At 58.8% G+C, this 14,613-nt stretch carries 12 protein-coding genes; 7 read left to right on the forward strand and 5 right to left on the reverse strand.

Annotated features, from left to right (window positions below):
- Positions 1-89: 89 nt before the first annotated feature.
- Both AACH73_RS11230 and AACH73_RS11235 read left to right on the forward strand, forming a co-directional pair.
- Positions 90-743: a TMEM175 family protein gene (locus AACH73_RS11230; protein WP_338735008.1), complete on the forward strand. Its 654-nt coding sequence runs from the start codon at positions 90-92 to the stop codon at positions 741-743.
- A 277-nt stretch (positions 744-1,020) separates the two neighbouring features.
- Positions 1,021-1,293 (forward strand): GNAT family N-acetyltransferase, encoded by a 273-nt coding sequence (locus AACH73_RS11235; protein WP_338735009.1) that lies wholly within the window; start codon positions 1,021-1,023, stop codon positions 1,291-1,293.
- On the opposite strand, the gene AACH73_RS11240 is transcribed toward AACH73_RS11235, so the two are convergent.
- Both AACH73_RS11240 and AACH73_RS11245 read right to left on the reverse strand, forming a co-directional pair.
- The gene (locus AACH73_RS11240) at positions 1,290-3,308 is read right to left on the reverse strand and encodes a TonB-dependent receptor (protein ID WP_338735010.1); all 2,019 of its coding nucleotides are present in this window, start codon (positions 3,306-3,308) and stop codon (positions 1,290-1,292) included. The genes AACH73_RS11235 and AACH73_RS11240 overlap by 4 nt on opposite strands.
- Before the next feature lie 2 nt (positions 3,309-3,310).
- Positions 3,311-4,339, reverse strand: coding sequence for an aldo/keto reductase (locus tag AACH73_RS11245; RefSeq protein ID WP_338735011.1), 1,029 nt, complete (start codon positions 4,337-4,339; stop codon positions 3,311-3,313).
- 169 nt (positions 4,340-4,508) lie between these two features.
- Here AACH73_RS11245 and AACH73_RS11250 point away from each other — a divergent pair, with 169 nt between their 5' ends.
- A complete protein-coding gene (locus AACH73_RS11250) occupies positions 4,509-5,171 on the forward strand; it encodes a dienelactone hydrolase family protein (protein ID WP_272739695.1) in 663 nt (220 codons plus the stop codon).
- 3 nt (positions 5,172-5,174) lie between these two features.
- Here AACH73_RS11250 and AACH73_RS11255 read toward each other — a convergent pair whose 3' ends face one another.
- The 3 genes from AACH73_RS11255 to AACH73_RS11265 form a co-directional block, all read right to left on the reverse strand.
- Positions 5,175-6,050 (reverse strand): DMT family transporter, encoded by an 876-nt coding sequence (locus tag AACH73_RS11255; RefSeq protein WP_272739696.1) that lies wholly within the window; start codon positions 6,048-6,050, stop codon positions 5,175-5,177.
- Positions 6,047-7,264 carry a multidrug effflux MFS transporter gene (locus tag AACH73_RS11260; RefSeq protein ID WP_272739697.1) on the reverse strand — a complete coding sequence of 406 codons (1,218 nt, stop codon included), beginning with the start codon at positions 7,262-7,264 and terminating at the stop codon, positions 6,047-6,049. The genes AACH73_RS11255 and AACH73_RS11260 overlap by 4 nt, the downstream gene beginning before the upstream one ends.
- A gap of 184 nt (positions 7,265-7,448) precedes the next feature.
- Positions 7,449-9,041: a RecQ family ATP-dependent DNA helicase gene (locus tag AACH73_RS11265; protein WP_338735012.1), complete on the reverse strand. Its 1,593-nt coding sequence runs from the start codon at positions 9,039-9,041 to the stop codon at positions 7,449-7,451.
- Positions 9,042-9,352: 311 nt separating this feature from the next.
- On the opposite strand from AACH73_RS11265, the gene AACH73_RS11270 reads away from it, so the two are divergent.
- The 4 genes from AACH73_RS11270 to rpsT all read left to right on the forward strand — a co-directional run bounded on the left by AACH73_RS11270 (position 9,353) and on the right by rpsT (position 13,974).
- Positions 9,353-11,341: a penicillin-binding protein 1A gene (locus AACH73_RS11270; RefSeq protein ID WP_272739699.1), complete on the forward strand. Its 1,989-nt coding sequence runs from the start codon at positions 9,353-9,355 to the stop codon at positions 11,339-11,341.
- A 232-nt stretch (positions 11,342-11,573) separates the two neighbouring features.
- Complete coding sequence (locus AACH73_RS11275) at positions 11,574-12,494, forward strand: aldo/keto reductase (RefSeq protein ID WP_272739700.1); 921 nt, start codon at positions 11,574-11,576, stop codon at positions 12,492-12,494.
- A gap of 160 nt (positions 12,495-12,654) precedes the next feature.
- Positions 12,655-13,536, forward strand: a complete 882-nt coding sequence (gene mutM / locus AACH73_RS11280; protein WP_338735013.1) for a bifunctional DNA-formamidopyrimidine glycosylase/DNA-(apurinic or apyrimidinic site) lyase — start codon at positions 12,655-12,657, stop codon at positions 13,534-13,536.
- Between the two features lie 171 nt (positions 13,537-13,707).
- Positions 13,708-13,974, forward strand: coding sequence for a 30S ribosomal protein S20 (gene rpsT, locus AACH73_RS11285; protein ID WP_013479861.1), 267 nt, complete (start codon positions 13,708-13,710; stop codon positions 13,972-13,974).
- Positions 13,975-14,613: the final 639 nt, after the last annotated feature.

Raw genomic sequence — 14,613 nt, forward strand, 5'->3', positions numbered from 1 at the left:
CTGGATGCTTGCCCACCTACCAAAACATTGTTCTTGACGCCCTTTGATTGCCTTGTTCACATATTGATCTGAAGAAGCGGGGGCGGCATATGAAGCGGCACGACACACCTGAGAAAGACTATGATCTAGAGCGGCTTATTTTCTTTTCGGATGGCGTGTTCGCAATAGCCATTACCCTTCTGGTCATCGAGCTTCATCCCCCTCACGACTGGGATGGCACCGCATCTGGCCTGATCCACCACCTCGGGGCGAGCATTATCTACTACCTGATCAGCTTCGCCGCTGTTGGCGCCTTTTGGATGTCGCACCGTTTTATGTTTCGTTACGTCCGAAAGTTTAGCGAAACCGCTTCGTGGTTAAATCTCTTATTCCTAGCCCTGATAGGCCTGACTCCTTTGGCCAACATGCTCTTAGGTGCAGGTCGTCTGACGATGGAAGTCATCTGGATTTACATGGGCCTGATGGCCGCGATTTCTTTCGTTGGGGGGATATTATGGACCTATATCTCATTTGCCTCAGGGGTCATTGACCCTGAGCTCTCGACATCTTTCAAATGGATCATGCTGCTGCGCTTAAGTATCGTCCCACCCGTTATGTGTGGTGCTTCCCTTTGGATTGGAAGTCATTTTGGACCATGGCCAGCGGCGGCCTTTGTCGGAATCTGCACGCTGCTATCTTCGCGTCTGCACTCGAAGCCCTACCGTACGCCCAGGAATGAAAGCGAAACCGGCGTTACATCTTGACGCTTGAAGTGTTTCTTATGCCGACTTCATCTTCAGAAGGCCCGAACCTTAGAAGGTATAGGACCTAAGCGTGTCGATCTGAGAAGGTCAGGCGGATTTGACGGGGCGCTTGGCCGACCGCGCGCCTTCTACGGAAGCACTTTATACAACGTCGGCCTTCGCACAAAAGTTGGGTGCGAGCTTACGACGCGCCTTGCACCAGTCTTTCGACCTGGGTGGGTATTGGTTTAACGGCTCAACGATCCCATGTCTTAGGAGACGATGAGGAGAAGGCGCTATGAGCCAGATCACTGACAATGCCACCGAAAGCCGCTTTGAGCTTACACGCGATGGCCACACCGCCTATGCCGACTACCATCTGAACGGCGAAGTCCTAAATATCGACTACGTCTTCGCACCGCCCGAGCTGCGTGGCACGGGCGCGGCGGGTGATCTGATGAAAGGCATTACGGCCCATGCCCGCGCAACCGGCCTAAAGGTGCATCCCATCTGCGGCTATGCAGCAGCCTGGCTAAAGCGCTCTTCCGTCAGTCAGGATCTCCTGATCTAAGGTCGATAGCGCACAGACAGCATCATTGCGCGGCGATTGTCATAGCTGATTATCCCGTCGGCGGTGCGCTGGACGGGTATGTCGGCATCCAGAGCGTTATCAACGCCGAGGCGCAAGCTGAGGGTCTTCGTTACGGATCGTTCTGCCGTCAGGTGCAGTCGGGAGGCTGGAGACAGCCGCTGACGGTTGAGATCATCCTCAAAAGACTCACCGATAAACAGCCAGTCGGCGCCGAGCCGCGTCCGGCCCAGCTGGTAATTCCCGCCCATGGAGACCAGGTACGCCGGGGCCTGCGCCGGGCGATTTCCGGTCAGGGCCGGGTCGCCGCCGCTCATTGCGGCATCGGTCAGCGTACCTGATAAGGTCAGGATCAAACGCTCAGTGGCCTGCCACCGGCCCGACAACTCCAGTCCCGTGGCGCGCACCTCACCGGCGTTCTGACGCTGACGCAATATCCCTCCAGCCGGGACAAAGCCCGCCGTCGGGAATGTGCCTGGCCCGACGCCTATAGTGATATTGCTGATTGGATCCTTCAGGCGGTTATGGAACAGGCCCAGATCGATGCTTATCCCGTTTGCCGCATAGCGCCAGCCCACTTCGACACCATTGAGCTTCTCCGGTTTCAGCGCGCTATTGGCTTCTGTTAAGTCATTGCCGACGCGAAAGGGGCGATAAAGCTCATTCAGAGACGGCGGGCGAAACCCATTATAGACGGCTGCACGCCATTGCTGCGGCCCCGTTTGGCGCGTTATACCAAGACGCGCGGAAACGACCGTGGCTTCCGCATCGGAGGTTCGCAGATCCAAAACCGAGGCACCTGTACTCAGTTCGGTTTCGCGGCGAAAACCGCGGGTCGCCGTCCAGCGATCGGCGCGCACGGCGGCGGTGAGGCTCACCTGGTCCAGACGCTGGCTTGCCTGCACATAAATCCCGGCCAGCTCGGTGCGGCCGCCCGCCTCGCGGTACCGCGTGGCCATCCCGCTGACAAAGCGAAGGCGCTCGCGCGCCCTGCCGTCGCTACGCCGGACGTCGATACCCGCCTCCCATTCGCCCGTCGCGTTCTCATGGCGCCAGGCAGCGTTCAGGCCATAACCTTCGGCAGGCGTAGCAAACTGGTCATTGGCAAGGGTAGTCCCACCCCGTCCGCTTAGGACCGAGACAGAACGGTTGGCGAGGTCGCTGTCGCGGTACCAGAGCTGAAGGCGGTAGCCGTCGCCGGTGTCTGCCGTGGGACGCGTGAGGCTGAAGGCATACTGATGACCGCTGGCACGCGCAGTGGCCCCCGACAAGCCGGTATCACGGCGGCTGTCGTAGCGGCCCGCCATGAGGGTGAGATTGTGCCTGTGCACCTCGGTGCGCCATGTCGCCAATGCGGCTTCGTCGTCGCCGAAGACGCCTTCATCCGCGGCGCCGCGTTGCGGTGATCGAACAGCGGCATCCCCATATCGAAGGGCGCGACTATAGTGCAGACCAACGCCGCCCAGACCTGCATTAACCTGCGCGCCCCAGGTTCCGCTGTCACCCCAATCGAGACCGCCCGAGACCCCGGCTTGTGTCGGAGAAAGGTCGAGATCGACAACGCCGGTTAATGCTCCGGCACCATAGGCTCCACCACCCGCGCCGCGCACCACGCGCGCCCGGTCTATCGCGTCCACCGGGACGCTCGCCCAGATGACCCAGCCGCCAAACGGATCGTTTTGCGGCACACCGTCAAGCGTCACGAGGGCCCGCCCAGCCCCGGATGGCGCGATCGCGCGCAGCGACATGCCCTGGATGGTTGGATTGGCGCTTAGGCTTGACTGCCGGCGAAACAAAGAGGCCTGCGCCTGCGCCTTTAGGGCTTCATCAAGGCTGCTGGCCGCTTCAATGGCAGGCCTGGCTACGGTGAGGGTGGCAAAAGCCGTATCCCCACGAAACGGCTTGAGCCGCCCACGCACAACGATCTCGCTTTCCTGTACGGTAGAGGGCGGCAGGAGTGACAATCCAATCAGCAGGACTAACGGTGATGTGATCAATCCTACCACCGCGTTGGCTTGGGGTTACGGTCGAAGCCCATCTGATGCCAGTAGGGATAGATGGGTTGACGGCGGCTTACCCCATCCAAACGCGCCACCTGATCGGCCGTGAGGTCCCATCCGATGGCCCCCAGATTGGCCTTAAGCTGATCGGCGTTGCGGGCACCGATAACGATGTTGGCAACACCAGGTCGCTGAAGCAGCCAGTTGAGGGCCACCTGCGGGATCGTCTTGTCCACCTCTCGCGCAATTTCGCTAAGCGCCTCGACGACGCTGTAGAGATGCTCGTTATCGACCGGCGGTCCGCCGGCATCACCGCCCTTGGCAATACGGCCCTCAATGGCAGGCTGATCGCGACGGATCTTGCCTGTCAGCCGCCCCCAGCCGAGGGGTGACCACACCATTGTGCCTACGCCCTGATCCAGGGTCAGCGGCAGAAGTTCCCATTCGTATTCGCGGCCAATCAGCGAATAATAACCCTGGTAAGCGACGTAGCGGCTAAGCCCCAGCCGGTCAGATGCCGCCAGTGACTTCATCAGGTGCCAGCCGGAAAAGTTCGACGCCCCAATATAGCGCACCTTGCCGGACGTCACGAGCGTATCGAGGGTTGAAAGGACCTCTTCGACGGGCGTCAACGCATCAAAACCATGCATGAAATAGACGTCGATATGGTCTGTACCGAGGCGCCGCAGACTGGCCTCTACCGCGCGCAGAAGATGATAGCGCGAGGAGCCTTTGTCATTGGGGCCATCGCCCATGGTGAAGGTGGCCTTGGTCGAGATCAGAACGTCGTTGCGGCGTCCCTTGAGGGCTTCGCCGAGAATTTCCTCGGACGCGCCGCGCGAATAGACATCGGCTGTATCGAAGAAATTAACACCGTGGTCCAGGCACAGATCGATCAGGTTGCGCGCCTCGGCCACATCAGTCGTCCCCCATTTGGAGAACATGTCGCCCTTACCCCCAAAGGTGCCCGTGCCGAAGCTGAGCACCGGAACTTTCAGACCCGAACGTCCCAGTTGTCTGAACTGCATATCCCATCTCCCGATCTCTGAAAGGCGCGAACAAACGGTTGCGTCGCAATATAAAACCTGCACCCAGAGCATATAGGGCGGCGCAGACGGCTTTACAGGCTGGCCCGAATGAATTTATGTTAGCCCTACCGCACCGCCAAAAAGCAAAAACATATCCGAGGATTACCACATGGGCCAGATGATCGAACTCACCCGTCCCGATGGAGGCGCGCTGTCAGCCTACCGTTCGGAAGTCGATCCGGCACGTCCCAGTGTGATCGTACTGCAGGAATGGTGGGGCCTCAATGATCATATCAAGGCAATTGTCGATCGCTTCGATGCCGAAGGCTTTAATGCACTCGCCCCGGACCTCTATCATGGCCGAGTGACAAAAGACGCCGACGAGGCGAGCCACCTGATGACTGGCCTCGACTTCCCGGGCGCCGTACATGAGGATATCGCGGCGGCTCTGACATATCTTAAGGCCATCAACGACAAGGTGGCGGTGATGGGTTTTTGCATGGGCGGCGCCCTGACCATCGCGTCGGCGGCGCGTCTGAGCGGATTTTCGGCCGCCGTCTGCTTCTATGGCATCCCGCCACGTGAGTTCGCAAAGCCTGGCGATATCGCTATCCCGTTTCAGGGCCATTTCGGCAAAAAGGACGACTGGGTTACGCCGGAAGTGGTGGCCAAGATCGAAAGCGACATGCGCGGGGCCGGCCGTCATCCGGAGCTTTACAGTTACGATGCCGACCATGCCTTCTTTAACAAGACCCGCCCGGAGGTCTATGACGAGGCCGCGGCGGACCTTGCGTGGGAGCGCACCATCGATTTCCTGGGCGACAACCTCTGATCCCTACTGGGGGGCCATCTGAGCCTTCCGCGCGGTGAGGGCTGAACCTCCTGAGGCCAGTACGACCAGGGCAATAGCAAGCCATTGCTGCGGGTTTAAGGCCTCGCGCAGCAGGATGAGGCCTGATAGGGCCGCCAGAGCGGGCTCCAGACTCATCAGAATGCTGAATGTGCGCGCCGGAATGCGTTTCAGCGCGAACATTTCGAGCGTGTAGGGCACTGCACTGGATAACAGCGCCACCATCAGGCCCGTCTGCAGTACCTGCGGTTTAAATAGCGGCGCACCTATGGTGATGAGTGCCAAAGGCAAGGTGACGAGACAGGATATCCCGACGCCTAAGCTGACGGCCTGACCTTCGGGAACGTGCCTTGCGACCCTCTTTCCAAGGAGGATGTATAAGGCCCACCCGACCCCCGCCGCTACGGCCAGTGCCACGCCTATCGGATCAAGCGCTCTGCCCCCCGCATGGGGCAGAAGTAACCATAAGCCCACGGCGGCGCAGGCCACCCAGAGAAAGTCGAGTGCCCGGCGCGAATTCCATACGGCGACGCCGAGCGGACCCATAAACTCAATGGCCACCGCAATCCCGAGCGGAATGCGCTGAAAAGACAGGTAGAAGCAGAGGTTCATCAGCCCCAGATTAAGGCCGAACAGGATCAGTGCCTTCCAGGCCGAACGTGCAGGCGGATTGCGCCATGGGCGAAACAGCGCCATCAGGAAGATGGCTGCCAGGGTCTGTCGCAGGGCCGTTGCCCCCAGGGGCCCGATACTGCTGAAGAGCGACTTGGCGAGACCCGCACCCAATTGAAACGACAACATGCCGCCGATGACGCCGGATATAGCCCATAAGGTGTACCGTCCGGCCGCGCCTTCGCTCATTGCCGCGCACCTCCCCACCGCTCGCCTGCAAACAGGACCACACGCCCAACCACCGCACTGACGGCCATCACGCTGACGATCGGCGTCAGGGTTTCGGCATTAAGACCCGACACCACCGCCGAAACCACGGTCGCCAGCCCTATCTGAGTAAAGCTCATCAAGGCTGACCCGGAACCGATGTCACGCGTCAGGCTTCCTATGGCAGTCGCCGACGAGTTGGGACCGATAAAGCCGAGGCAGGACAGGATGAGGAACAGCATACCCACTGTGCCCCAGACGTTCAGCCAGCCGTTCGCAGACGCCAGCAAAAAAATAAGCACGAACACGCACTGGGCACTGAGGGCGACGCGCAGAATCTGTTTGGAAGTGTAGCGCCGGTTAACGAACACGTTGACCTGGCTCGACCCGATAAAACCCACGCTAAGCCCGGCGAAAATCAACCCATAGATCTCCGGCTTGATATGGAAAATATCCATGAAGATGACCGGCGAGGCCGAGACATAGATAAAGAGGCAGCCGAACGAAAATCCTCCGGCAAAGAGGTAAGTGACAAAGGTAGGGTTGCGGTAGATGCTGAGATAGGTCGTGAGGATTGGCAGGGGCTTCAGGGAGACGGAAGCGTCAGCGGGCTTGCCATCGGGTAGCACGGTCAGCACGAGAATGAGGATCAGGCCGACTATCGTTGCCAGAAACGCAAACACCCAATGCCAGTCTAACCAGGTGGTGATCAGCCCACCAAAAGTCGGGGCCAAAAGTGGCGATACGCCAATGGTCAGGATGATCAGGGAAATGATTTTGGCGGTATCCCTGGGTGGAAACAGATCGCGCACCAGCGACATGGCCGCCACTGATGCGGCGCAGCCACCCAACGCCTGAAACAACCGCAGCCAGATCAGCACATCAATGTTGGGCGCCAACACGCAACCGACCGAGGTCAGGACGAACAGAGCTAAGCCGGCATAAAGGGGTGGTTTACGGCCATAGCGATCAAGTAAGGGGCCATAGATCAGTGGCCCCACCGCCATCCCAGCAAAGTAGGTCGACAACGACAAACCAACGGCGGCGCTGCTCGTGTGAAAATCCGCTGCGATCTGACCAAAGGCAGGCAGATACATGTCAATGGCAAAGGGGCTGATGGTCGAGAGCGCGCCCAGCGTAAAGATCACGAGGAAGGGATTTTTCAACGCAGGCGGCGCGGCTTCGGGAGCGGACATGACACACACAAAAAAGCGGGAAGTAGCGGCGGTAATGACCCTACCTCGCCTGCGGGTCAAGTTGTGTCATCAGAGCCGTGCTGAAAAAGAGTAAGACGCATTGGGTCCGCCAAGTGAAGTCAGATCCTCCGAACTTTATCGATTTCTCAAAACGGCAAGGACCTCAACCGGCAAAAACTACGGCCTACGCCTTCAACTCAAGATGCAATTCCCCACGGATCAGGTCAGTCAGACGTTCGCGATCCAGCGCAACAATGGGCATCTTACCATCATATAATTCCTCTACGATCAGACCCTCAGCCTCACACAGATCAAGTACATCGGTAAGGAAATCAGCCTTGTACTGCCCCTTTGCGCAACCAAAGGTGGAAAGGCGCGACCCGTAATCCTGCGCGTTCTGTCCGAGCACATGCTCGATCAGTTTTTTGCGCCCGCGCGGGCTGTTAAAGCGATAAAGCGCTGACATCAGCATCTGCGCCGCTTCTGTGGCATCTACGACCGGCGCACGCGACAGGCAACGGTCGCACGTCCCGCAATTTTCGCCGGCGGCTTCACCGAAATATCGGCGCACGCCTTTTCTCCGGCAATCCGGACTATGGACAAAGCGAAAGAAGTCCAGCGCCTTCTTCTTTTGTACAGACAAATCTGTACCGGTTTCCTTTTCCCGCATCGCGAGCCGTCTCAGGGACCAGCCAAGATCCGTAGAGCTATAAAGACAAATGCCGGAGGCCGGTCGGCCATCACGGCCGGCGCGGCCCACCTCCTGCCAGTAGGCCTCCAGGGAGGACGGCGGGTCGGCATGGATCACAAAGCGCACATCGGGCTTGTTGATCCCCATACCGAAAGCAATGGTCGCCACCATGACCTTTGTACGATCCGCCAGAAAATCGTGCAGCCGATCGTCGCGCACCTTGGCTGGCAACCCCGCATGATAGGCGTCGGCCTTGAAACCTTCGGCCGACAGCTGCCCCGCCAGCTTTTCAGCGCCGTCGCGCGATCCGGCATAGATGATGCCGGAGGCGTTCTTTTGCCGGCGCAATATGTCGAGGATCATCTTCTGGGCGCTGCCGGTACGGCGCATCAGGCGCAGACTGAGGTTAGGCCGGTCGAAGCTGTCAATGACCTCGGCCGCATCCTCAATATGCAGCGCCTTCTTGATATCGGCCCGCGTGTGCGGATCAGCGGTCGCGGTAAGGGCCAGCGTGGGCACCTTGCCGAACAGGGCTTTCAGCTTGCCAAGGGCCCGGTATTCAGGGCGGAAGTCATGCCCCCATTGCGACACGCAGTGCGCTTCATCAATTGCAACCAGATTGATCGGCAGACGCGAGAGCTTGTCGAGGACGAACCCCTGAGTCAGAGCTTCGGGAGAGAGATAAAGAAGATCGATTTCACCGTTCTGCGCACGGTCCCAAAGCTGATAGCGCGCCTCCATCGATAAACTGGAGTCGAGGCGTTCAGCACGCACACCCTTTTTGATCAAAGCCTGCACCTGATCGGCCATCAGTGCAATGAGTGGCGAAATGACGAGCCCGAAGCCCGGTCGCATGAGGGCCGGAATCTGATAGCAGAGGCTTTTACCACCGCCTGTCGGCAGAATGGCGAGGACATCCTCACCATTGAGAATCGCTGCGATTACACGTGCCTGCTGACCTCGGAAGTCATCGTATTGGAAGACTTTTTTCAGTGTCTCCCGCGCCTGGCGCACCCGCTCAAGACCGGGGCCTGAAAGGCCGTATCCGGCCTCAGGCACTGGGTCATGAGGGTGATCGAGAAGCATCGGCTATGTCCGTTCGACTGAATATTCGCCCCTTCCTATAAGCTGCTTCGGGCCAGAGGATACAAGGGCCATCAGCGATTTTTTGTCGCCCTTAATTTTGCCGGATTTGCCTCTCATCTTTGAGATGGGGACGACCATGAGAGGATGACGTGTGCCGCGGCCACCGCGGCAGGGAGAAATCTGAGGCGCTGTGCGTAAATATAAGGGACGCGCGCGGCGGGCTTTGATATATCCTTAACGAAATCTTTGCATGAAGCAGAAGCGAAAGGCCGCTCACCCGGTTTGGCAGGGCGGTGTCGTGGGGATAATGTATGGCTCTCGCCTTTAATATGAAGCGTCCGCCCGTGAAGGCTATCCTGTATTGGTTGACGGTCCTGACCGTCTGGGCGGTGATATTCACCGTCGGCTTTGTTGCCATATTCGCGCTCGATCTGCCCGACACCTCGTCGTTGTATAAGACCGACCGCGCCCCTTCGATCACCTATCTGGATCGCTCCGGCGCGCTTGTCGCCGTAAGAGGCTCGCAGTTTGCCCCGCCGGTCGACATCGACGAATTGCCGCCTTACGTGCCGGCAGCCTTTATCGCCATCGAAGACCGGCGCTTCTATCACCATTTCGGCTTCGACCCGATCGGCGTGGGTCGCGCTTTGATCCGTAACGCCACGCGGAAGGAAGGTGCCAATCTCGCCGGGGGTTCGACTATTACGCAACAGCTGGCACGTAATCTCTTCCTCTCCAACGATCAGAACGTAAAGCGTAAGATCCAGGAACTGATCCTTTCGGTCTGGCTGGAGATGAAGTTCTCTAAAAAGCAAATTCTGGCGCTCTACCTGAACCGTGTATGGTTTGGCGGCGGTGCAACCGGCATCGAAGCGGCCGCCCAGCGCTATTTCAACAAGCCCGCCAAGGATCTCACCATCGGTGAAGCCGCCATGCTAGCCGGCATGATGAAGGGCCCGTCACGCTACTCTCCCCTTTCGGACAAAGACCGGGCTGTCAGGCGCACTGAGATCGTTCTGAACGAAATGGTCGAGGCAAAGGTTATCACCCCCGAACAGCGTGACGAGGTCTTCAAGACCGGCATTAAAGTCTCGCGCACACTGGCGACGGAACACGCGCAGTATTTTGTCGACTGGCTGCAGTCGGAGCTGGGCGAAATGATCGACCTCAGCCAGATCAAGGACGACGTCATCGTCGAAACCACTCTGGACCTGCCGATCCAGACTGACGCTGAACGCGCCGTCAAGGCGATGATGGAACGCGATGCGAAGAAAAAGGTCGAGCAGGCCGCTTTGGTGTCAATCGACGGCGAGGGCCGCGTGCGCGCTCTTATCGGTGGCGTGTCCTATTCCGACAGCCAGTTCAATCGGGCCATTGACGCGAAGCGTCAGGCAGGCTCAGCCTTCAAGCCGTTCGTTTATCTCACCGCCATGGAAAGCGGTCAGTTCCGCCCCGACACGCCTGTGGTGGATGAACCGATCACCATCGATGGCTGGACCCCTGCCAACTACACCAACAAGTATCTGGGCGATATCACCCTGACCACGGCGCTGGCGCAGTCGATCAACACGGTGGCGGCCCGCGTGGCCGATCAGGTTGGGCGGTCAAATGTTGCCTCCACCGCGCATCGCCTGGGGATCACCTCCAAGATCAATACCGATCCAGCTATGGCGCTTGGCACTGCTGACGTGACCCCGCTTGAAATGGCCCGGGCCTATGCACCCTTCTCAAATGGCGGGTATAAGGTGGCTCCCTATGGCATTGTGCGCATTCGCACGACCAAAGGTAAGGTGCTTTATCAGCATAATGCCGGTGATAGCCGCGTTCTGGTGATCAACAATCCTGCGCTCGGCTATATGAATACGATGATGCGCGAAGTCGTACGGTCAGGCACGGGTTCAGGTGTGCGCCTTTCACAGTTCGATATTGCGGGCAAGACCGGAACCACCTCTGATTACCGGGACGCGTGGTTTGTCGGCTATACAGGTGGGTTCACCACCGCTGTGTGGGTCGGTCGCGATAACAATTCGCAGATGGCCAAGGTCACAGGGGGCGGGACCCCCGCTGCGATCTGGCGCGAATACATGTCGCGCGCTCTGACACGTATTAAGGTCTCGACCATCCCCGCCGGCCCCGGAGCCCTCGATGATGGCGCGACCTCTGCCGTTGACGATCTGCTCGGCACGGCCGCGAGCGCGGAAGCTCCGACAGTAACGATCGAGCCGGCGCAACCCGCTAAATCAGAAACGCCTCAGTCGCTAGACGAGGTATTCGAAGACGCCCAGAAGCGTAATCCATAAACGGCCCATCAGCCGACACTGCAATTGGTAAATGAGGCAAGGGTTAACGGTTTTTCCATACCGTTAACCCTTTTGTCTGGGCGACCTTCTTTTCAGCTATGGAAGACCCATTTTTCCTGCAAATTTATCGTAAATCCCTCTCGGCGTTCAGAGGTTGTTTAACCTTTGACCGCAGAATCCCAGTGATACAGGCGATAGCTTGTTGGAATCATTAAGGTTTGGGTAAGGATCAATGAAAGCGGCTCTGGGCCTCGGATCGGCGCAATTCGGATGCGACTACGGCATCTCGAACCTGCGCGGCCGCGTGTCCGAAGACGAGGTGCGCCAAATCCTGTCCTATGCGGCGCAATGCGGTCTGAAGGCGATCGACGTAGCACCCTATGAAGGAGACGTCGAACGCATACTCGGCCGCTGCTGGCCCTTCCCTTCGCCGTTCAAGCCACAAATTCGTACCGTTCGCGCCGAGAGAGGTCTCGACTGGGTTGAATCCCGTCTGAAGCGCTCGGTTGAGCATATGGGGCTTGCCCGTGTTGGCGTCGGCATGATCGATGATGCCTCCGACCTGATGGGGCCACAGGGCGATGCCCTGTGGGCACGCATGGAAAAGCTTAAAGCCGACGGCCTTTTCTCGCGGATCGGCATTTCCGCCCGTTATGAAGACTCGCCCGTAGCGCTGGCCAAGCGCTTCAAACCGGACCTCATTCAGGTGCCGACCTCGATTCTCGATCAGCGACTGGTGCGCGAAGGTGCACTTGAAACCCTGTCAGGCATGGGGATTGAGGTACAGGTCCGCTCCGTCTTTCTGCAAGGTCTGCTATTCACGCCGCGCGAAGCCCTGCCGGCCAATCTACAGCCGCTCGGTCCGCAATTATCGCGTATCCGTCGACATCTGCTGGAAACCGCCACTGACCCACTGCACGCCGCCCTCAGCTATGCCCTCAACCTGAAGGGTGTATCTTCGGTGATCGTCGGCGTCACCTCGGCGGCCGAACTACGCGCCGTGATCGCCGCTTCCGACCGCCCTCGTCCGGACCTCGCCTGGCAGGCCTTCGCGATTGAGGATCCGATCGCGCTCAACCCGGCCCTATGGCATGCCGACCTCAGCGAAGACCCGCGTCTGCGCGAACGGCGATCGCTCATCTGCGCCGCCTAGCTGCGTTCAGGTTTTCACCACCCCAGGCGCGAACCCCTCTGCACGAAAAAGAAACGGATGGGGCGGGGCCTTTCATGACGCACTCGCGCGACGTTCGGACTTTTCGCAGTTCAAAGCCCACCCTATATAGACGCTCCGCCCCATTACCCTGAGCGCCCCAATGCCCGAACTGCCTGAAGTCGAAACCGTCCGTCGGGGCCTGTTGCCAGCGCTGGAACATGCGCGCCTGAGCGGTGTACGTCTGCACCGGCCCAATCTGCGCTATGCCTTCCCAGAAGGCTTTGCTGCGCGCCTCGAAGAGGCAGAAATCCTGCGACTGGAGCGACGGGCCAAATACCTGCTTTTCTACCTCGACACGCAAGAGGTTTGGGTAACCCATCTTGGCATGACCGGTCGCTTTCAGGTCAGCGACATCGACGGCCAGAGCCTTCCCCTTGACGGTAACTATTACCACGCCCTGCGCCCCGACCCCAAGCACCTCCACGTTCAGGTGCTGGCCAGCAAAGACGGCGTCACCCGTCTCATCGACTTCTACGACCCGCGCCGCTTCGGCTTCATGCTGTTGCTGCGCCCGGACGAACTCTATGCGCAGGGCTGGTATAAGGGGCTGGGTCTTGAACCCCTGTCAGACGCGCTGAGCGCCGATGCCCTTTATGCCCTGTTCCATCCGCGCCGCCCGCCGCTTAAAAGCCTGCTGATGGATCAGACGCTGATATCGGGGCTTGGCAATATCTACGTCTGCGAAGCCCTGTGGCGGGCTGGCTTGTCGCCGGATCTGCCGGGTGACCAGCTGAGCCACGCTAAGGCCGCCGAGCTGACCCTCGCCGTACGTGAGGTGCTCGAAGAAGCGGTCGCCGCCGGCGGCTCGTCGATCAGCGATTTTGCGTCTGCCTCAGGGGAGCTTGGTTATTTTCAGCACCGTTTCCGCGTCTATGACCGCGAGGACGAAGCCTGTTTGCGACCGGGTTGCGCAGGCACCATTGCCCGTAAAACCCATTCTGGACGCTCGACTTTTTACTGTCCGGCGTGCCAGAAAAGTTAAGGGGATCGGATATGGAGAAAAAAGAGTCGTTCTGTGGATGATTCTTGCCCCGAAAGCGTTGACCTGTCTGCGCCCTTCAGTTATATCCCGCCCCCTTGAAATTCGTGTCGCGGCCCCCTTTAGAAGGCTGGCGCCGCGGCTCCCTTAACTTATCGTCCCCTGAGGTGATGAATGGCAAACAATCCCGGCGCCAAGAAAGCGATCCGCAAGATCGCCCGCCGTACCGAAGTCAACAAGGCGCGCCGCTCGCGCGTCCGTACCTACGTGCGCAAGTTCGAAGAAGCTCTGGCCGCTGGCGACGCCGCCGTTGCCAAGACCGCCTTCATCGAAGCGCAATCTGAACTGATGCGCGCCGTGTCCAAGGGCGTGGTGCACAAGAATACTGGCGCGCGCAAGGTGTCGCGCCTGGCCGCCGCTCTCAAGAAGCTGGCCGCCTAACTTCCTTTTCCTGAAGACAACAGACATCAGGCGCTGAGCGATCTGCTCCGTGCGCTGATGTTTGCTGTCTGAGGGACTGTGATGCGTCCGGACGATCCCCTCGACCGTCCGCACTTTGGTTTTTCTTTATATTTCAGCGACTTGATATCTTTACCGCAACGTGGTGAAGGGCGTCTCTGCGCGCGCAGGTTTTTTAACCGGTGCGTCAAAATGACAGGTTCTTAACCCTTTGTAAATTTCTCCTTACCGGGGAAGACGTTATCAGAGTCAACAGAAATATCAGCGCTGGTCAGCAAATATCCTCGTTGACCTGACCGCCGGGAAAGCTAAGGTGAAGTCATCTCGCCTTTCCATCCCAATACGGATGAAACGGTGGTGCCGGGCAGAGCCTTGCACCAAACGAGAGTCTGTTGCCAAAATTTCACAAAACCAATGACTTAGGTTTTGCGGAAACGGTAATCAGAACGGGGGTGGACACTGCCTGACACTGCGTAAGGTGTGAACGCCATGGTTTTTTGTAACCGGGGGCGGTCCTCACTCTTCGGGGCGTCAGGAGTTCGAAAAGGACTCGTGTCAACCCGTCTGAAGCCGTTGCCGTATGCGTAGGATTTGGGGAAAAATGATCGGGGCTTTAATAAC

This window comes from Asticcacaulis sp. DW145 (genome assembly GCF_037101385.1).
Lineage (GTDB): Bacteria > Pseudomonadota > Alphaproteobacteria > Caulobacterales > Caulobacteraceae > Asticcacaulis > Asticcacaulis currens.